Source organism: Arenimonas soli (genome assembly GCF_014643775.1).
Classification (GTDB): Bacteria; Pseudomonadota; Gammaproteobacteria; order Xanthomonadales; family Xanthomonadaceae; genus Arenimonas; species Arenimonas soli.
This window is the reverse complement of the sequence record NZ_BMKC01000001.1, coordinates 1099322-1117801: the sequence shown is the minus strand read 5'-3', so window position 1 is coordinate 1117801 and position 18480 is coordinate 1099322. Positions and strand designations below refer to the sequence as shown.

Sequence of the window (18480 nt, the reverse complement as noted above, 5' to 3'; positions counted from 1 at the left end):
TCAGGGAATGTCCTCGGCCATCGAGACGATGTCGTCGTCCGAGGGGATGACCAGGAACGCGGCGCCCGCCAGAGGCGTGTAGGTGTCCTCGCCGACCACGCGCCGCAGCGGCTTGGCGCCCTGCCCGGCCTCGACCACGGCGGTGATGATGCCCTCGCCGACGCCGGCCGAACGCCGGCCCTCGTCCACCACCAGGATGCGGGCGCACTCACCGGCATGCCGGGCGATGGCGTCGGCGTTGAGCGGCTGCAGCCAGCGCAGGTCGACCACCCGCACCTTCCAGCCCTTGCCGGCTTCGATGCGGCGGGCGGCGCGCAGGCTCATCGGCACGCCGTTGCCGAAGCTGAAGATGACCAGGTCGGTGGCCTCGGGCGCGTAGACCCGCTCTTCGCCCAGCGCCATGGCCTCGCCCGGTGCCGGATACGCAGTGAGCCACTGGCCGTCGCCGGGTTCGTAAAGGTCCTTGGTCATGTACAGGGCGATCGGTTCGAGGAAGGCGCAGACGCGCCCGTCCACCTTGGCCAGCGCCATCATCGTGCGCAGCATGGTGGCCGCGTCGTCGCCGCGGCTGGGGCAGCCGACCACCAGGCCCGGGATGTCCCGCAGCGCGGTGATCGAGTTGTCGTTGTGGAAGTGCCCGCCGAAGCCGCGCTGGTAGCCCAGCGAGGCGATCCGCATCACCATCGGGTTGCGGAACTGGCCGTTGGAGAAGAACTGCAGGCTGCAGGCCTCGCCGCGGATCTGGTCGCAGGCGTTGTGGAAATAGGCCAGGTACTGGATTTCCGGCAGCGGCAGCAGGCCGACGTTGGCATAACCCTGGGCCAGGCCCAGGATCATGGTCTCGTCGAGCAGCGTGTTGAACACGCGGGCGTTGCGGAAGGCCTTGTGCAGGCCCTTGGTGACCGTATACACGCCGCCCTTCTGGGCCACGTCCTCGCCGAACAGCAAGGCTTCGGGATACTGGCAGAACAGGTCGTGCAGGGCCTGGTTGATCTGGATCGCCAGGTGTTTCGGGGCCTGGTTCTCGGGCAGGCGCGCCTCGCTGCCGAACACCGCCAGGCGTCGTTCGGCGAAATCACTGCGGGTCGCCTGCGCCTGCACCTTGTCCGGCGTGTACGGCGCCAGCGGCGCCATCACCTCGGCCAGGTCGTCGAGCTTGGGCCGGCGGTCGGCCTCTTCGGCGGCGGCGAAACAGCGGGCACGCATGGCCTCGTATTTCGCCAGCAGTTCGTCCTTGCCCATCACCCCCGATTCAAGCGCGATCGCCGCCGAGCGCAGCAGCGGGTCGCTGGCCTCGACGGCCATCAGCTCTTCGAAGCTTCGCCACTCGATCTCGAAGTCGGTGCCGGCGTGGCCCATGATGCGCGTGGTCTGCAGGTGCAGGAAGGTCGGCCGGCGGGTGCGGCGGCAGTGTTCGACCGCGGCCTGGACCTGGCCGTAGCCGTTGGCCAGGTCCAGGCCGTCGGCGAAGAAGTAGTCCAGGCCCGGGCGCTGGCGGAAGGCGTTGCCGATCCAGCCGCCGGGCGTCTTCACCGAAATGCCGATGCCGTTGTCCTCGCACACGAACAGCACCGGCGCCGGCAGCCGCTGGTAGGCCGTCCACTGGGCGGTATTGAAGGCCGTCTGCGCGGTGGCATGGTTGCTGGACGCATCACCGAAGCTGCAGATGGCGATCGAGTCGTCCGGGATCGGCAGCGCATGGCCGATGCGGCGTGCCTGCTCGATGGCAATCGCGGTGCCCAGGGCCTTGGGCAGGTGCGAAGCGATGGTGGACGTCTGCGGCAACACCCACAGTGGCTTGCTGCCCCAGACCTTGTGGCGGCCACCCGAGATCGGGTCGTCCTTGCTGGCCGCGAAGCTCAGCGCCGAGTCCATCACCGGGTCCATGTCCGGCAGCTTGCGGAAGCGTTCGGCCATGAAGCCGCCGGAGCGGTAGTGCAGGAAAGCCGGATCGGTGTGGCGCGTGAGCCGGGCGACCATCGCATTGCCTTCGTGGCCCGAGCTGCCGATCGTGTAGAAAACCTTTTGCTGCACGCGCAGCACCCGCGCCATCAGGTCCAGGTGGCGCGACACCAGCTGGGATTCGAACAGTTCCAGGAAGTCCCGGGCACTGCAGTGGCTGCCTTCGAGCACGGCTTCGTCGGGTGCCGGGCGGTGGCCGGGCCGGCCGTCCCACGCCTTCACGAACTCGACGAAATTGTCGTCGCAGACTTTGGCGCGGTTGACGTCCTTGTGACGGGCGGGGATGGGCGTGGCAACGGACATGGAGGGCTCGCGAAAGGCGGGGTCAGCGGCGCAGGCGCAGGCGGTTCACCTGCCACTGTTCACGCGTCTGGCCCCAGATCTGGACGGGTTGGTTTTCGTAGGGAGGCGGCAGTTTGCCGGGACCACGCAGGCTCGCCCCGAGCCGCCTGGCCACGGCCTGGGAGCCGGTGTTGGCCGGATCGATGGTCTGGATGATGTCGGTCCAGCCCAGGGTATCCACGGCCCAGTCGATGCAGGCGGCCGCGGCTTCGGTGGCGTAGCCCTTGCCCCAGGCGTTGCGCGCGAGCGAATAGCCGACTTCCGTGCCCGGCCAGCCTTCCGGCTGCCACGGCCCGACCCGGCCGACCCATTGGCCGGATTCGCGTTCGAAAACCGAGAAGAAGGAAAATCCCTGCACGTGCCAGGCGCCGACCGTGGCCAGGAAGGAGCGCCAGGCGATCGCCCGGGGCTGCACCCCGCCCAGGTGATGCATGGCCTCGGGGTCGGCGCAGAAGTCCGCCCAGGCTTCGAAGTCTGCGCCGCGCACGGGCCGCAGCAGCAGCCGCGCGGTTTCGAGCTTCAGGCCATCGAGGTCCATGGAAAGGGTCCGCCCGCCGGGCCGGCGGTCAGAACGCGTTGATGCCGGTGACTTCGCGGCCGATCACCAGCTGGTGCACGGTTTCCGTGCCTTCGTAGGTGATGACGGACTCGAGGTTGAGCGCGTGGCGGATGGGCGGATGCTCGGTGGTGATGCCGGCGCCGCCGAGGATGTCGCGGGCTTCGCGGCAGATGTCGATGGCCATGCGGCAGTTGTTCCACTTGGCCAGCGACACCTGCGCCGGCTGCATGGTGCCGGCGTCCTTCAGGCGGCCCAGCTGCAGGCTGAGCAGCTGCGCCAGGGTGATGCGCCGGGCCATGTCGGCCAGCTTGAGCTGGACGGCCTGGGTGGCTGCGATCGGGCGGTTGAACAGCACGCGTTCCTTCGAATATTCCAGCGCCGAGGTGTAGGCGGCGATGGCGGCGCCGATCGGGCCCCAGGTGATGCCGTAGCGGGCCTGGGTGAGGCAGCCCAGCGGGCCCTTGAGTCCCTTGACGTTGGGCAGGCGCTGGCTGTCGGGCACGCGCACGGAGTCCAAGTACAGCGCCGAGGTGACCGAGGCGCGCAGGCTCATCTTCTTGTGCACTTCCTGGGCCTCGAAGCCCTTGGTGCCCTTTTCGACGATGAAGCCCTGGATGCCTTCGTCGGTCTGGGCCCAGACGATGGCGATGTCGGCCAGGTTGCCGTTGGTGATCCACATCTTGGCGCCGTTGATGACCCAGTCGCCGCCGTCCTTCTTCGCCACGGTCTTCATGTTGGCCGGGTCGGAGCCGCCGTGCGGTTCGGTCAGGCCGAAGCAGCCGATGATCTCGCCGCGGGCCATGCCGGGCAGGTACTTCTGGCGCTGTTCTTCCGAGCCATAGGCATAGATCGGGTACATGCACAGCGAACTCTGCACGGAAACGAAGCTGCGGATGCCGCTGTCGCCGCGCTCGAGTTCCTGGCAGATCAGGCCGTAGCTGACCGCGTTGAGCTCGGCGCAGCCGTATTTTTCCGGAAGCGAGGAACCCAGCAGCCCCATCGCGGCGATTTCCGGCACCAGTTCCTTGGGGAAGCGGCCCTGGTCGAAGCAGTCGCCGATGATCGGCAGTACCTTTTGGTCGGTGAAGCGGGCGACGCTGTCCTGGATCATGCGCTCCTCTTCGCTGAGCAGGGAGCGGATGTCGAACAGGTCGGTCGGGTTCAGGGCCATGGCTGCGGTTTTCGGGCGTCGGGAAAGCCCGTGATTCTAGCCGGTTTGGCCGGCCGCTGGCATGACGAAATGGAAAGGGGCCGGACGAACCGGCCCCTTCCGGGGGTGTCGCCGCTGCCGGGGTTTAACCCTGCGGGGGCGTATCGAGGCCGGCCACGGCGATGGTGCCGTCCCGGATCGGCAGGCGCTCGCCCGGGTCCTCGGCCATCACCAGCTCGCCGGTCTGGCCCTCGTAGCGCCAGGTGACGTTGTAGCCGACGATCTTGTCGCGCTCGCCCAGCAGGAGCTGTTCGCCCGGCTTGCGGTCGGTGCGCATGCTGGCCAGTTCGCCATCGGCCCGGTAGGTGACGTCGTAGCCGATCACTTCTTCGCGCGGCTCGGTCACGGTCTGGCAGACCTGCTGGATCTCGGTGGTCTTCTTGCCGCCGACGTGGCGGCGGTCGATCTCGCGGCCTGCATAGGCGCCGCCCACGGCACCGGCGACCGTGGCCAGCTTGCGGCCGTCGCCCTTGCCCACCTGGTTGCCCAGCAGGCCACCGACGACGGCGCCGACGACCATGCCGTCCTTGTCGCCGAAGCGTTCGGGCTGGCGCACTTCGACCACGCGGTCCTCGCAGACCTGGCGTTCACCGGTGCGCATTTCGGTGATGGGCGTCGAGGCAACCACCTCGCCCCAGATCTGTTCCTTTTCGGTGATCGGGGTCGAAGACAGCACCTCGGCGTAAGGCGTTGCATAGACCTGGTAGGCGGCGATGGCGCCACCCCCGACCAGCATGCCGGCCGCGACGGCCAGGATCGTCTTGTTCATGGCGTTTTCCTCCTAGGGCGGTTTCTTGCCCGCTTGTGCGAGGGCAATTTGGGCCAGTAAACCTGAACCGGGGCATAAACGCGTGAAGGCGCCTCACCACGTGTTAATTTCAATCGAAGCGACGTTGACGGAGCCCCCCCATGCCCCACCCCATCACCGGCCCGCTGACCGCGTTCGCCGCGCGGCTGCGCTTCCCGACCCTGTTCAAGATTACGGCGGCGCTGATGCTGCTCAGCTGGCTGCTGCCCGACCCGATCCCCTTCATCGACGAAATCGTCACCGCCCTGGCGACCCTGATGCTGGCCAGTTGGCGACGCAAGGACGAGCCGCCGTCCGGCAACGTGATCGAAGGTGAATCGCGCCGCGAATGAGCCCGCTGTACGACAGCCACTGCCACCTGGACGCCGCGGAATTCGACGCCGACCGCCCGGCCGTGCTGGCCCGCGCCCGCCAGGCCGGCGTGGCCCGGCAGCTGGTGCCGGCCGTGGACCGTGCCAGCTGGGACGCCATCCGGGCCCTGTGCGCGGCCGAACCCGGCCTGCGCCCGGCTTATGGCCTGCACCCGATGTTCCTGGACCGCCACCAGCCGGGCCACTTGGATGAGCTGCGCGACTGGCTCGAACACGAGCGCCCGGCGGCCGTTGGCGAATGCGGGCTGGATTTTTTCGTCGACGAACCCGACCCGGAGTCCCAGCGGCTCTATTTCCGTCGCCAGCTCGAGCTGGCCCGGGAATTCGACCTGCCCGTCATCCTGCACGCGCGTCGGGCCGTCGAGGAAGTGATCGGCACCCTGCGCCAGGTCGGCGGCCTGCGCGGCGTCGTGCACAGCTGGTCGGGCAGCGAGGAACAGGCCCGGCAGCTGTTTGATCTGGGGTTCTGCCTGGGCATTGGCGGCCCGGTCACCTACGAGCGGGCCAGGCGCCTGCGCCGAACCGTGGCGTCGATGCCGCTGGACTGCCTCCTGCTGGAAACCGACGCCCCCGACCAGCCCGACGCCCAATGGCGTGGCCAGCGCAATGAACCCGCCCGCCTTTGCCAGGTCCTGGACGTGGTGGCGCAACTGCGCGGGCAAGCCGCGGCCAGCATCGCCGAAGCCACGTCGGCCAATGCGCTGCGCCTGTTCGGCTAGGCCCTAGCCGCCCTCGCCTGGCTTGAGCAGCAATTCCACCGCCTTGCCCGCCATCGCGAAGGCGAAGGCACCGGTGACGTGGGTGGCTGCGCCCAGGCCGGCGCCGCAGTCGAGCTTGAGCGCCGCATCCGCCCCCAGTTTCGGCCGCACGCCGCAGACGCTGCCGTCGGCCTGCGGGTACTTCACGTTTTCCATCGAATACACCGCGGGCACGCCGAAGTAGCGGTCCGGGTTGCGCGGGAAACCGAAGTCGGCGCGCAGCTTCTTGCGCACCAGGGCCAGCATGGCGTCGTGTTCGGTGCGCGAGAGGTCGCGCACGCGCACCAGGGTCGGGTCGCGGCGGCCGCCGGCCGAACCACATGTGACCAGGGGAAGCTTGCGCCGCCGGCACCAGGCGATCATTTCGAGCTTGCTGCGGAAGCTGTCGCAGGCGTCGAGCACGATGTCGTGGCCCCGGTCGAGCAGGGCCTCGAGATTGGACGGCAGCAGGAAGGCCGGCACCACGTCGACTTCGATCCCGGGATTGATGGCCCGGCAGCGCTCGGCGAGCACCTCGCCCTTGCCGCGGCCGTACTGGCCTTCAAGCGCGTGCGACTGGCGGTTGGTGTTGCTGACGCAGACCTCGTCGGCATCCACCAGCACCAGCCGCCCCACCCCGCTGCGCGCCAGGGATTCGACCAGCCAGCTGCCGACGCCGCCCAGGCCGACCACGCAGGCCTGGCGGCGGGCCAGGCGCGCAACCGCACCCTGGCCATAGAGCCGGTCGATGCCGGCGAAGCGGGGATCGTTCATCTCGACATTCTAGCCGGGCGCCGGGGAATGAACGGATTGCGAACCGGGCCGGCGACGGTCGGCCCCGGTTCAGCGCGGCAAGCCTAGCTTCGGTCCCACGTTCCCGATGCCAACTGCAAGGAGTTCCCCATGAAGACCCGCATGCTGGTCGTCGCCGCCGTCGCCGCCACGTCGCTGGCGGCCTGCGCCACCCAACCGCGCGCACCGGCCTATGGCTACGAGCGTGGCTACAACCAAAGCTACGACCGCGGCTACTCGCAGCAGCGCTGCTACAACTGCGGCCGGATCGAGCGCATCGAACAGGTCTACGGCGCCCGTCGCAACAGCCGCGCCGGCGCCGTGCTGGGTGGCCTGGTGGGTGCGGTCGCGGCCCGCGAGATCCCGACCCACGGCAGCGAAGGCAAGGAAAACACCGCCACGGTCGCGGGTGCCGTCGCTGGCGCGGTCGCCGGCAATGCCATCGAAAACAAGATGAACGAGGAGACCTTCGACATCCACGTCCGCATGGACGATGGCCGACTGGTCGTGCTCAATCGCAATCGCCTGGGCAATGGCATCCGCGAAGGGGCTTACGTGCGCGTCGACGGCAACAATCTCGAGCTGCTGCGCTAAGACCCCGCGTCACCGCGACACGGACGTCGCAGGCTTCCCGGACAGACCGCCGTGGTATCTTCCCGGCGGTCTTTCCTTGTCCGGAGCTCCTGCATGCGTTCCCTGATCCTGGTCCTGATCGGCCTGTTCGTCGGCGCCGCCTGTGCATTGATCGCCATGAGCGCGCTGCGCCAGGGCACGGCCTACCCGAACGGGGTAATGGCGGTGATGGCGGCGCAGATGCAGGGCCTGGGCGCCAACGTGAAGCAGAACCGCTGCGCCAGCACCGACCTGCTGCCGAAACTGCAGACCCTTCGCCACCTGGGCAACGACCTCGAGCCTGCGTTCCTGCCGACCGAGGACGACGAACGTTTCGTCCAGCACGCCACCGTGTTGCGCGCCTCGCTCGACGCCGCCCTGGCCACCCCGCCCGCCGACTGCGCGGCCGCCGGCGTCGCCCTGGACCGGATCCAGAACGGCTGCCAGGCCTGCCACCGCGACTTCAAGGGCTGACCGGCAGCCAGTCGGACACCGCGGCGGCGACCGCCGCGGGTTCGCGCATCCAGCGGAAGTGGTCGGCCTGCGTGCCCAGCCGGCCGCTGTCGAAACGTTCGATGCGTCGGGGCCCCGGGCCCAGTTTTTCCAGCAACTGGTGCAGGGTCGGCTCCGGGACCAGGGCGTCATGTTGGAAGTGCACGCCCAGCGCCGGGCATGAGACCTGCGCCATGGCCGCCTCCAGGTCCGTTGTTTCCCCGTAGTCGGCATAGCGGCCGCGGCGGACCGTGCGCGACCAGTCGCGCATCAGGCCGCCGGCTTCGCGCCCGGCGAAGCCCAGGCGTTCGCCCGGGTAGTGGCCGACGATGCGGGTGACCAGCGGCAGGGCATGGGCGAAACCGGCGATGCCCCAGCGCTTCGAGCCGCGGTAGCTGCGCCAGTCCGGCACGCCGGTGGCGACCAGGGCCAGGCCGGCGCAGCCCTCGGGCCGGCGTGCGGCCAGCATGGCCGCGAACTGCCCTCCCAGGCTGTGCCCACCCAGGCACCAGCGAAGGTCTCCGGGCAGCGCCCGCACGACCGTGGGCAGGTCCTGGTCGAGCAGGTGCCGATAACCCCAGTCCCGCCCCCTGGCCGCGCGCCAGTCGCTGCTGCCCGTGCCACGCCAGTCCGGCACCGCGACGGCGATGTCGTGTTTGCAAAGCGCCTGCGCGAACGCGTCGTACTTGTTCGCCGAAACGCCCAGCGCGGGCAGGAAGAGCAGACCGCCCCGGGCCTTGCGCGGGCGCCAGCGGCGCAGCCCGAAGCCGTGGCCATCGGGCGCCTGCAGCCTTGATTCGTCGACCGGCATTGGCTCACTCCCCGCAAAACACCAAGCATACCCAGCCCGCCTTGCCCTGCGCGCCTGTCCTCACGCCGGCGACACGCGCCCGACACGCGCCCCTGACGCCACCACGACGGCCCCATGACGGCCCCCCGTGGACACTGCAAACGTGCCCGAACGGGGCATCACCCCCACCCTGGAGAAACCCATGACCCTGCTTCGCAAAACTGCGCTCGCCCTGATGCTTTCCGGCCTGGTCGCGACCCCGGCGCTCGCCGGCCACCACGAAGGCAAGGAAAAGGCCGCCGGCACCATCGTCGACGTCGCCGCCGGCAATGCCGACTTCGAAACCCTGGTCGCCGCCGTCAAGGCCGCCGGCCTGGTCGAGACCCTGTCGGGCGAGGGCCCGTTCACCGTGTTCGCGCCGACCGACGATGCGTTCGCCAAGCTGCCGGCCGGCACGCTCGAGTCGTTGCTGCTGCCCGAGAACAAGGACCAGCTGGTGGCGATCCTCACCTACCACGTGGTCGCCGGCAAGGTGAAGGCCGCCGACGTGGTGAAGCTTGATTCCGCCACCACCGTCAACGGCCAGGCCGCCGACATCGAAGTGACCGGCAGCACCGTGCGCATCGACGGCGCGACTGTCACCGCCACCGACATCAAGGCCAGCAACGGCGTCATCCACGTCATCGACACCGTCATCCTCCCGGACTGACCTGTACCCTCCCCTGCGTTGTTCCTCGACGGCCCGCTTCGGCGGGCCGTCGCTTGTTATGCTCCGGCGATGGACCCGCAAACCACCTGGTACATCCTGGCCGGCGCGCTGATCGTGATCGGTCTGTTCGGCACCATCCTGCCGGTGCTGCCGGGGCTGCCGGTGATGTTCGCGGGCATGTGGCTGGCGGCCTGGGCCGACGGCTACCAGCGCATCGGCAGCGGCGTGCTGGTGGTGCTGGGCCTGCTGGTCGCCATTTCGATCGCCACGGATTTCCTTGCCAGCCTGCTCGGCGCCAGGCGCGCGGGCGCGTCGAACAAGGGCATGTGGGGCGCGGGCATCGGCGGTTTCGTCGGCATCTTCTTCGGCCTGCCCGGCCTGCTGGCCGGGCCGCTGCTGGGCGCGGCCGCCGGCGAAATGGCCCACGGCCGGGCCTGGCGCGACGCCTCGCGCATCGGCGTCGGCACCTGGATCGGGCTGCTGGTCGGCGCCATCTTCAAGGTGATGCTGGCGCTGGCGATGCTGGTGATCTTCATCGGCGCGCTGGTGATCAACTAGACCTCAGGCGTCGAGCTCGCGCAGCGTCACCGACGGCGGCACCCGGACGATGCGCCGGGTCGCCCACATGCCCGCCAGCAGGGCGGCCACGGTGCCGGCCAGCGCACCGCTGGCGGCCAGGCCCCAATCGGTTTGCCAGGGCAGGTCGAAGACTTCCTTGGCGATCACGCCGGCCAGCACCGAGGCGGCGATGGCCGCGACCACGCCCGACAGCAGGCCGATCGCCGCGAACTCGGATGCCTGTGCCAGGCGCAGTTGGCGGCCGCTGCCGCCGAGCACGCGCATGACACCGCCCTCCAGCAATCGCTCGTCCTGGCTGGCGCTGACCGCCGCCAGCAGCACCAGCAGCCCGGCCAGCAGCGAGAACCCGAAGACGGCTTCGACTACCAGGCTGACCTGCTCGACCGTGCCGCGCACCTGGTCGAGCACCGCATCGATGTCGATCACCGACAGGTTGGGGAAGGCAGACACCAGCTCGGCCGTGAAGCGCGGGCGCCCTTCCGGCACTTTCACCGCGGTGATGTGGCTGCCGGAAAATTCATCAAGCGAACCGGGCGAGCCGATCACGAAGAAGTTCGGCCGGAAACTCTCCCAGTCCACCTTGCGCAGGCTGGTGATGCGGCCGGCGTAGCGCGAGCCGGCCACGTCGAAAGTGACCTGGTCGCCAACGGTCCAGCCCATCGATTCGGCGAACTCCTCCTCGACCGACAGCTCGGTTTGCGCCGGCACGCCGGTCCAGAACCGTCCCGAAGTCACCTGGTTGTCGGCGCGCAGTCCGTCGGCACTGGAGAGGTTGAACTCGCGCTCGGCCATGCGCCGCCCGCGGCTGCCTTCGGGGAAGCTGTCGCCGGTGGCCACTTCGCCGTTCACTTCGACCAGGCGGGCGCGGATCATCGGGTAGAGCTCGGGTTCGGCCACGCCCTGCGCGGCGAGGAAGTCGCGCACCGGCTGCACCTGGTCGGGCTGGACGTTGACGATGAAACGGTTTGGCGCATCGGCAGGCATCGCATTGCGCCAGCGGTCGAGCAGGTCGGTGCGCACGAAGGTGAGCAGCAACAGCGCCATCAGGCCCAGGCCCAGGGCCGAGACTTGCGCGATGGACGCGCCGGCGCGCCGGCTGACGTTGGCCAGGCCATAGCGCAGTGGTCCGCGCAGGCGGGTGCGCAGCCGGCGCATCAGCAGGATCAGGCCCCAGGCCAGCAACGCCAGCACGCCTACCGTCACCACGATGCCAACCAGCATGGCCGTGCCCAGCGTCGCCGAGCCGGCCTTCCACCACAGCAGGGCGGCCAGGCCAGCCAGGCCGGCCACGCCCACCACCCAGGCGGCGGGTTCGGTGGGGTCGAGGTCGCGGCGCAGCACGCGCAGGGCCGGCACGCGGCGCAGCGCCAGCACCGGTGGCACCGCGAAGGCCAGCAGCACGGTCATGCCCACGCCCAGGCCTTCCAGTGCGGGACGCAGGCCGGCCGCCGGCAGGTCCAGCTTCAGCGCACTGGCCAACCAGCCGGCCACGCCCCATTGCAGCCCGTAGGCCAGCACCACGCCCAGCAGGCTGCCCAGCAAGCCCAGCAAAACCAGTTCGCCCACGTGGATGCCGACCAGGGTGGCCTGGCTGGCCCCCAGGCAGCGCATCACCGCGGCGCCCTGCAGGTGGCGGGCACTGTGCCGGCGCGCGGCCATGGCCACGGCGACCGCGGCCAGCACCACGGAAACCAGGGCGGCCAGTCCAAGGAACCGGTCGGCGCGGTCGAGGGCCCGGCGGATTTCGGGCCGCGCCTCGGCGGCGGTTTCCAGGCGCTGCCCGCGACCGAGGTTTTCGCCGGCGACCGTCGTGAAACGTTCCACCGAGGACGCATCACCCGCCACCACCAGGCGATAGGAAATGCGGCTGCCCGGCTGCACTAGGTCGGTGGCCGGCAGGTCGGCCAGGTTGAGGAAAACGCGCGGCGCGGTATTGAAATAGTCGAGCGCGGCGTCGGGCTCCTGCACCACCAGCGCCGCCAGGCGCAGCTGGCTGCTGCCGATGCCGACGCTGTCGCCGATGCGGGCATCCAGGGCGTCGGCGCCGGCGCGGCTCATCCAGATCGTGCCGGGCGCGGGAATACCGGGCGCCACGGACTCCGGGCCGCCGGCGCTTTCAAGCACGATGAACTGACCGCGCAGCGGAAAGCCTTCGGCCATGGCCTTGAGATCGCCCAGGCGCAGTGAATCACCCACGCGCACCATGCTCGGGAAGGACCAGGTTTCGGTGCTGGCCAGGCCGGGGGCCGCGGCGAGGCTGCGCAGCGGCTCTTCGATCGGCGAATCGGCGCGCACCACCACGTCGCCGCCCAGCAGGCGGTTGGCTTCCTGGGCCAGGGCCCGTTCGGCGCGGTCGGTGATGAATCCCACCGCGCACACGGCCGTCACCGCCAGCACCAGCGCGGCCAGCAGGATGCGTACGTCGCCCGAGGCCAGGTCGCGGCGCAGCTGGCGCAGGGCCAGTGCCGGCGAGATCACGCCGCCACCAGCCGGCCCGAATCGAGCCGCAGCTGGCGGCCGCAGCGCGCGGCCAGGGCTTCGTCGTGGGTCACGAGCACCAAGGTGGTGCCGGACTCGCGGTTCATGCGGAACAGCAGCTCGATTATGGCCTGGCCGGTGCGGGTGTCGAGGTTGCCGGTGGGTTCGTCGGCGAACAGCACCGCCGGCCGCGTGACGAAGGCCCGGGCCAGGGCGACGCGCTGCTGTTCACCGCCCGAGAGCTGGCGCGGGTAATGGCCGAGGCGTTCGGCCAGGCCCACCTGCCCCAGCATCGAGCGCGCGGGCCCTTCGGCGTCGGCGTCGCCGCGCAGTTCCAGCGGCAGCATCACGTTCTCCAGCGCCGTCAGCGACGGCAGCAGCTGGAAACTCTGGAAAACGAAGCCGACCTTTTCGCCGCGGATCTTCGCCCGGCCATCCTCGTCCAGGCCCGACAGCGCGCTGCCGTCGAGCCGGACCTCGCCGACGCTGGGGGTGTCCAGGCCCGCCATCAGCGACAAAAGCGTGCTCTTGCCTGAACCGGAGGCACCGACAATCGCGACCGCTTCACCCTGTTGAATGGTAAAACCGACCCCATCAAGGATGGTCAGGTCCCCGGAGGGCAGGGGCACCCGCTTGCCGAGGTTTTCAACCTGCAGCGAGGTTCGGGTGTCGGGCGTTCCGCGGCTGTCGGCCATAAGTCACTCGTGAGGATAAAAGGTGATGAAGCGTCTCGGGTCAGTATATGGAGCTTGCACCCGCGGGGTTCAACGCTCAGTCATGGCCGCGCTGCTGGCGCTGCTGGCGCTGCTGTGGCTGGCGGCGGCGTCGCCGGCCCTCGCCGCCGAGCGCACCGTGCTGGTGATGGGCGATTCGCTGTCGGCCGCCTACGGGCTGGCTCCCGAACAAGGCTGGGTGGCGCTGCTGGCCGAGCGCCTGCGTGCCGAAGAGCCGGGCTGGCGCGTAGCCAATGCCAGCATCAGCGGCGAAACCACGGCTGGCGGTGCCAGCCGCATCGCCGGCGAGCTCAAGCGCCACCAGCCCGACGTGGTGGTGATCGAACTGGGCGCCAACGATGGCCTTCGCGGCCTCGACCTGGACCAGACCCGCGCAAACCTCGAGCGCATGGTCACCGCCGCCAAGACCGCCGGCGCACAGGTGCTGCTGCTGGGCATGCGCATCCCGCCCAATTACGGCCCCGACTACACCCGGGGCTTCGAGCGCAACTACACCGCGCTGGCCGAAGAACACGGGGTCGCCCTGCTACCCTTCCTTCTTGAGCCCATCGCCACGGACCGCGAGGCCTTCCAGGCCGACAACCTGCACCCGGTCGCCGACGCCCAGCCCAAGCTGCGCGACCATGTCTGGCCGGCCCTGGTGCCGCTGCTCGACTGAACCCACATCCCAAGGAGCCCGCGCATGAAGACGCCCCTCGCCCTCGCCCTGATGCTTTCGGTCGGCGCCTGCACCGCCAAGGACGGCGAACCCGCCGGACGCAGCTTCGCCAGTGAGCACGGCCAGGTCGAAGTCAGCACCGTGGCTTCGGGGCTTGAACATCCCTGGGGCCTGGCTTTCCTGCCCGACGGCCGCATGCTGGTCACCGAACGCCCGGGCCGGCTGCGCATCGTTGAGGCCGATGGCGACCTGTCCGAGCCCCTGGCAGGAATTCCCGAGGTCTGGTCGCGCGGCCAGGGCGGCCTGCTCGACGTGGCCATCGACCCGGATTTCGCCAGTACGCCCTGGGTGTACTTCAGTTTTTCCGAGCCCGGTGAAGGCGGCGCGGGCACCTCGGTCGGCCGCGGCAAGCTGGCCGGCAACGCACTCGAAGACGTGGAAATCATCTTCCGCCAGGCGCCCAAGCTCGATGCCGGCCAGCACTTCGGCTCGCGCCTGGTCTTCGACCGCGAAGGCCGCCTGTACGTGACCAGCGGCGACCGCGGCAACTGGGACAACCCGCAGCTGCTGGACAAGGGCCAGGGCAAGATATTCCGCATCAACAAGGACGGTTCGATCCCCGCCGACAATCCCTACGTCGGCCGCGACGACGCCAACCCGGCGATCTGGTCCTACGGGCACCGCAACGTGCAGGGCGCGGCGCTGCATCCGGGCACCGGCAAACTCTGGCAGACCGAACACGGCGCCCGCGGCGGCGACGAGCTCAACATCCCCGAACCCGGCAAGAACTACGGCTGGCCGGTGATCACCCTGGGCGTGAACTACAGCGGCGCCCCGATCGGTTCGGGCAAGCAGGAAATGGAGGGTATGGAACAGCCCATCCACCACTGGACGCCGTCCATTGCGCCCAGCGGCCTGGCCTTTTACACGGCCGATCGTTTCCCGGCCTGGCAGGGAAACCTGTTCGTCGGCGCCCTCGCCTTCCAGCGCGTGGTGCGGCTGGAACTCGACGGCGACAAGGTGGTCACCGAAGAACCGCTGCTGGTGGACCTGGGCGAACGCATCCGCGACGTACGCCAGGGCCCGGACGGTTACCTCTACCTGCTCACCGACGACGCCGACGGCGACATCCTGCGCGTCGGCCTGAAGACCGAATAGACCTGGGCTATCTGCCCGCCAGGGCCTTGATCGCGTCGTGTTCGTGGACGTGGCGGCCCTCGCCGGCGCGGCCGCACAGGTTCACCAGCGCGGCCGCGACCTCGTCCGCGGCGATCGCCCGGTAGCGGCGCAGCGGCCCCAGCGCCAACAGGTTGGCCACAGGCGCCAGGCGCTGGCCCATCGCTTCGGCCGGCCGGCGCTCGCCGCGCTCGCCCAGCAGCAGGCCCGGGCGCAGGCAGTCCACGCGCTCGAAGCCCAGTGCGCACAGGCCCCGCTCGGCCTCGCCCTTCACCCGCAGGTAGAAATTGCCGGACTGGGCGCTGGCCCCCACCGACGACACCAGCAGCGCCTGGCGCGCGCCCAGGCGATGGGCAAGTCCGCCAAGGGCCAGCACCAGGTCGCGGTCGACTTCGAGGAAAGCCTCGCGCGAACCCGCCTTGCGGATCGTGGTGCCCAGGCAACAGGCGTAGGCGTCCAGGCTGGCGCCATGGCTTTCCAGCGCCGTTCGGATCGATGTTTCGTCCCAGCCGCCGGGCAAGGCCAGCAGGCGCGGATGGGTGACTCCAGGGGACCGGCGCACGGGTGCCAGCAGCAGCGGGCCGTCGGCCTTCGCCAGCCAGCGCTGCAGCGCCAGGCCGCCCACCAGCCCGGTCGCCCCGGCCAGCAGCACCGCCGGGCGCGGGTTCACGGGCTCAGGCCCACTCCTGCAGGCCTTCGCGTTCGTAGAGCAGGCGGAAGCCCGGACGCGCCTTCATGCGCTGCGCCAGCGCGCCAAGCTGCGGGCAATCGGTGGCCGGGCGCGGCAGGTTGCGCGACCAGCGCATCAGCATGGTCAGCAGGAAATCGGCGGCGCTGACCGAGGGGCCCAGCAGGTAGGGGCCACGTCGCACCAGGTGCGCTTCGACCTGGTCCCAGGCCGCGTCGATGGTTCTGGCGGCGTGGGTTCGCACGGCATCGGCATGCTCGGGGCCCGCGGCCTCTTCCGGGTAATAGAAGTGGCGGAAAGCCGGCTGCAGCGTATTGGCCAGGAATACGATCCACTGGTAGTAGCGCGCCCGTTCGACCGTTCCCGGGGGCGGCGCCAGTCCGAAGTTCGGATGGGCATCGGCCAAGTGCATCACCATGGCCGCCGCTTCGGTCATGGGCTCGCCGTGGATCAGCAGGGTGGGCACGCGGCCAGCGGGATTGAGCGCCAGGTACTCGGGGCGCTTGTGCTCGCGCGCCGCCAGGTCGAGCTTGCGCAGTTCGTGGCGGGCGCCGATTTCGATAAGCAGCCAATGCACGACGAGACTGGCGGTGCCGGGGGCGTAGTACAACGTGTACATGCGTCCATCCAAACGGGGGGTCAGCGGCAAGCATACGACGGGCACCGACGCAAAAGAAAAGCCCCGGGTGTCGCCACCCGGGGCTTCGCAAAAGTCCGTGGGGACTTCAATTACATCGGCTGCACTTCGTCAGCCTGCATGCCCTTCTGGCCCTTGACGAGCTTGAAGGAGACCTGCTGGCCTTCCTGCAGCGACTTGAAGCCGGTGCCCTGGATGGAACGGAAATGGACGAACACGTCCTCGCCGTTCTCGCGGCTGATGAAGCCGAAGCCCTTGGCATCGTTGAACCACTTTACGGTACCGATCTGACGATCCGACATTGCTAACTCCTTGGAACAATTAAATGGATATCGCTGACGGGGACATCCCGCCGCGCGACTGGGGTTGCAAGGAGAAGCGAGGTGAAAAGATGTAGCGGATCTTTCTGGATCTACCGCATCAGGCCACGATTCACAGTGACCCTTCGCAAACACAGTCGGGCGCACCCTACACCTTTCCAGCCAGGAAAGCCAACGATTTCGGTGCCTTGGGGCGATTTGCGCCCCCGCGGCGCACCCGTGGTTCAGGTTGGCCGCCACGGGAAGGTCACTCGACGGCGACCGGGATCTTGCCGATGCGCGCCTGCCATTCCCGGGGTCCGGTGCGGTGCACCGACTCGCCCTGGGCGTCCACGGCCACGGTGACCGGCATGTCCCGGACCTCGAATTCGTAGATGGCCTCCATGCCCAGGTCGGCGAAGCCCACCACCCGGGAGGCCTTGATCGCCTTGGACACCAGGTAGGCAGCCCCGCCCACGGCCATCAGGTAGGCCGAGCGGTGCTTGCGGATGGCCTCGATGGCGGCCGGGCCGCGCTCGGCCTTGCCGACCATGCCCATCAGGCCGGTTTGTGCCAACACCTGCTCGGTGAACTTGTCCATGCGCGTGGCGGTGGTCGGGCCGGCCGGGCCCACCACTTCGTCGCGCACCGGATCGACCGGGCCGACGTAATAGATGAAACGACCCCTCAGGTCGACCGGCAGCGGCTCGCCCTTGTTGAGCATGTCGACCATTCGCTTGTGCGCGGCATCGCGGCCGGTGAGCAGCTTGCCGTTGAGCAGCAGCACTTCGCCTGGTTTCCAGCTGGCGACCTCGTCGCGGGTGACCGTGTCCAGGTCCACGCGCCGGCCCTTGGAGGCGTCGTAGGTCAGCTTCGGCCAGTCGTCCAGCGAAGGCGGGTCGAGCTGCACCGGACCGCTGCCGTCCAGGGTGAAATGGGCGTGGCGGGTGGCGGCGCAGTTGGGGATCATCGCCACCGGCAGGTTGGCGGCGTGGGTCGGGCAGTCCTTGACCTTGATGTCGAGCACCGTGGTCAGGCCGCCGAGGCCCTGGGCGCCGATACCCAGCGCATTGACCTTTTCGTACAGCTCGAGCCGCAGTTCTTCGGCGCGGTTGGCCGGGCCACGGGCCTGCAGGTCGGTGATGTCGATCGGCTCCATCAGCGATTCCTTGGCCATCAGCATCGCCTTTTCGGCGGTGCCGCCGATGCCGATGCCCAGCATGCCCGGCGGGCACCAGCCGGCGCCCATCGTCGGCACGGTCTTCAGGACCCAGTCCACGATCGAATCGGAAGGGTTGAGCATGGCGAACTTGGACTTGGCCTCGCTGCCGCCGCCCTTGGCCGCGACGATCACGTCCACCACGCCCCCGGGCACGAGCTTCATGTTCACGACGGCCGGGGTGTTGTCCCGGGTGTTGGTGCGCTTGCCGGCGGGGTCGGCCAGGACGCTGGCGCGCAGCTTGTTGTCGGGGTGGTTGTAGGCCCGGCGCACGCCTTCATTGACCATGTCCTCGATGCCCATGGTGGCGTCGGGCCACTGCACCTGCATGCCGATTTCCAGGAACACCGTGACGATGCCGGTGTCCTGGCAGATCGGTCGGTGGCCCTCGGCGCACAGGCGCGAGTTGATCAGGATCTGGGCGATCGCATCCTTGGCCGCCGGGGACTGCTCGCGCTCGTAGGCCGCAGCCAGGTTCCGGATGTAGTCGACCGGGTGGTAGTAGGAAATGTACTGCAGCGCGTCGGCGACGGACTGGATGAAGTCTTCCTGCTTGATCTGGCTCACGGCGGGCACGGGGCTGGCGAAGAAGCGCGCATTTTACCCCAGGGTGTCCGGGCCGCGCCCC

Annotated in this window: 20 protein-coding genes; 8 read left to right on the top strand and 12 right to left on the bottom strand. The window is 69.3% G+C overall.

Features of this window, described 5'->3' with window-relative positions; translation table 11 throughout:
* The 4 genes from IEX13_RS05370 to IEX13_RS05355 form a co-directional block, all read right to left on the bottom strand.
* Entirely contained in the window at nt 1–2265 is a 2265-nt protein-coding gene (locus IEX13_RS05370; protein WP_188662009.1) for a thiamine pyrophosphate-dependent enzyme, read from the bottom strand.
* A 22-nt stretch (nt 2266–2287) separates the two neighbouring features.
* Nucleotides 2288–2842 carry a GNAT family N-acetyltransferase gene (locus IEX13_RS05365; RefSeq protein WP_188662007.1) on the bottom strand — a complete coding sequence of 185 codons (555 nt, stop codon included), beginning with the start codon at nt 2840–2842 and terminating at the stop codon, nt 2288–2290.
* A 28-nt stretch (nt 2843–2870) separates the two neighbouring features.
* Complete coding sequence (locus IEX13_RS05360) at nt 2871–4034, bottom strand: acyl-CoA dehydrogenase family protein (protein ID WP_188662005.1); 1164 nt, start codon at nt 4032–4034, stop codon at nt 2871–2873.
* A gap of 124 nt (nt 4035–4158) precedes the next feature.
* The gene (locus IEX13_RS05355) at nt 4159–4842 is read right to left on the bottom strand and encodes a glycine zipper 2TM domain-containing protein (RefSeq protein WP_308423891.1); all 684 of its coding nucleotides are present in this window, start codon (nt 4840–4842) and stop codon (nt 4159–4161) included.
* Nucleotides 4843–4982: 140 nt separating this feature from the next.
* Between IEX13_RS05355 and IEX13_RS05350 the strand changes: the two genes are divergently transcribed.
* Nucleotides 4983–5213, top strand: a complete 231-nt coding sequence (locus tag IEX13_RS05350; RefSeq protein ID WP_188662003.1) for a DUF6116 family protein — start codon at nt 4983–4985, stop codon at nt 5211–5213.
* On the top strand, nt 5210–5971 hold the full coding sequence (locus IEX13_RS05345; RefSeq protein WP_188662001.1) for a TatD family hydrolase: 762 nt from the start codon (nt 5210–5212) through the stop codon (nt 5969–5971). Before IEX13_RS05350 ends, IEX13_RS05345 begins: the two co-directional genes overlap by 4 nt.
* Before the next feature lie 3 nt (nt 5972–5974).
* Here the strand turns inward: IEX13_RS05345 and IEX13_RS05340 are convergent, their stop codons facing one another.
* A complete protein-coding gene (locus tag IEX13_RS05340; RefSeq protein ID WP_188661999.1) occupies nt 5975–6763 on the bottom strand; it encodes a tRNA threonylcarbamoyladenosine dehydratase in 789 nt (262 codons plus the stop codon).
* Nucleotides 6764–6892: 129 nt separating this feature from the next.
* Between IEX13_RS05340 and IEX13_RS05335 the strand changes: the two genes are divergently transcribed.
* Both IEX13_RS05335 and IEX13_RS05330 read left to right on the top strand, forming a co-directional pair.
* Complete coding sequence (locus IEX13_RS05335) at nt 6893–7375, top strand: glycine zipper 2TM domain-containing protein (RefSeq protein WP_188661997.1); 483 nt, start codon at nt 6893–6895, stop codon at nt 7373–7375.
* A 93-nt stretch (nt 7376–7468) separates the two neighbouring features.
* Nucleotides 7469–7867: a hypothetical protein gene (locus IEX13_RS05330; protein ID WP_188661995.1), complete on the top strand. Its 399-nt coding sequence runs from the start codon at nt 7469–7471 to the stop codon at nt 7865–7867.
* Here the strand turns inward: IEX13_RS05330 and IEX13_RS05325 are convergent.
* Nucleotides 7857–8696: an alpha/beta hydrolase family protein gene (locus IEX13_RS05325; protein WP_188661993.1), complete on the bottom strand. Its 840-nt coding sequence runs from the start codon at nt 8694–8696 to the stop codon at nt 7857–7859. The genes IEX13_RS05330 and IEX13_RS05325 overlap by 11 nt on opposite strands.
* A gap of 181 nt (nt 8697–8877) precedes the next feature.
* Between IEX13_RS05325 and IEX13_RS05320 the strand changes: the two genes are divergently transcribed.
* Complete coding sequence (locus tag IEX13_RS05320) at nt 8878–9384, top strand: fasciclin domain-containing protein (protein ID WP_188661991.1); 507 nt, start codon at nt 8878–8880, stop codon at nt 9382–9384.
* 69 nt (nt 9385–9453) lie between these two features.
* Nucleotides 9454–9942: a DUF456 domain-containing protein gene (locus IEX13_RS05315; protein ID WP_188661989.1), complete on the top strand. Its 489-nt coding sequence runs from the start codon at nt 9454–9456 to the stop codon at nt 9940–9942.
* 3 nt (nt 9943–9945) lie between these two features.
* On the opposite strand, the gene IEX13_RS05310 is transcribed toward IEX13_RS05315, so the two are convergent.
* A complete protein-coding gene (locus IEX13_RS05310) occupies nt 9946–12441 on the bottom strand; it encodes an ABC transporter permease (protein ID WP_188661988.1) in 2496 nt (831 codons plus the stop codon).
* Complete coding sequence (locus tag IEX13_RS05305; protein ID WP_188661986.1) at nt 12438–13136, bottom strand: ABC transporter ATP-binding protein; 699 nt, start codon at nt 13134–13136, stop codon at nt 12438–12440. Before IEX13_RS05305 ends, IEX13_RS05310 begins: the two co-directional genes overlap by 4 nt.
* A gap of 82 nt (nt 13137–13218) precedes the next feature.
* On the opposite strand from IEX13_RS05305, the gene IEX13_RS05300 reads away from it, so the two are divergent.
* Complete coding sequence (locus tag IEX13_RS05300) at nt 13219–13833, top strand: arylesterase (RefSeq protein WP_188661984.1); 615 nt, start codon at nt 13219–13221, stop codon at nt 13831–13833.
* 24 nt (nt 13834–13857) lie between these two features.
* A complete protein-coding gene (locus IEX13_RS05295; RefSeq protein ID WP_188661983.1) occupies nt 13858–14991 on the top strand; it encodes a PQQ-dependent sugar dehydrogenase in 1134 nt (377 codons plus the stop codon).
* Between the two features lie 7 nt (nt 14992–14998).
* Here the strand turns inward: IEX13_RS05295 and IEX13_RS05290 are convergent, their stop codons facing one another.
* The 4 genes from IEX13_RS05290 to IEX13_RS05275 form a co-directional block, all read right to left on the bottom strand.
* Nucleotides 14999–15679, bottom strand: a complete 681-nt coding sequence (locus tag IEX13_RS05290; protein ID WP_229668456.1) for a Rossmann-fold NAD(P)-binding domain-containing protein — start codon at nt 15677–15679, stop codon at nt 14999–15001.
* Between the two features lie 4 nt (nt 15680–15683).
* A complete protein-coding gene (locus tag IEX13_RS05285; RefSeq protein ID WP_188661982.1) occupies nt 15684–16316 on the bottom strand; it encodes a glutathione S-transferase family protein in 633 nt (210 codons plus the stop codon).
* A 110-nt stretch (nt 16317–16426) separates the two neighbouring features.
* Nucleotides 16427–16636 carry a cold-shock protein gene (locus tag IEX13_RS05280; RefSeq protein ID WP_188661981.1) on the bottom strand — a complete coding sequence of 70 codons (210 nt, stop codon included), beginning with the start codon at nt 16634–16636 and terminating at the stop codon, nt 16427–16429.
* Nucleotides 16637–16901: 265 nt separating this feature from the next.
* A complete protein-coding gene (locus IEX13_RS05275) occupies nt 16902–18419 on the bottom strand; it encodes a fumarate hydratase (protein WP_188661980.1) in 1518 nt (505 codons plus the stop codon).
* Nucleotides 18420–18480: the final 61 nt, after the last annotated feature.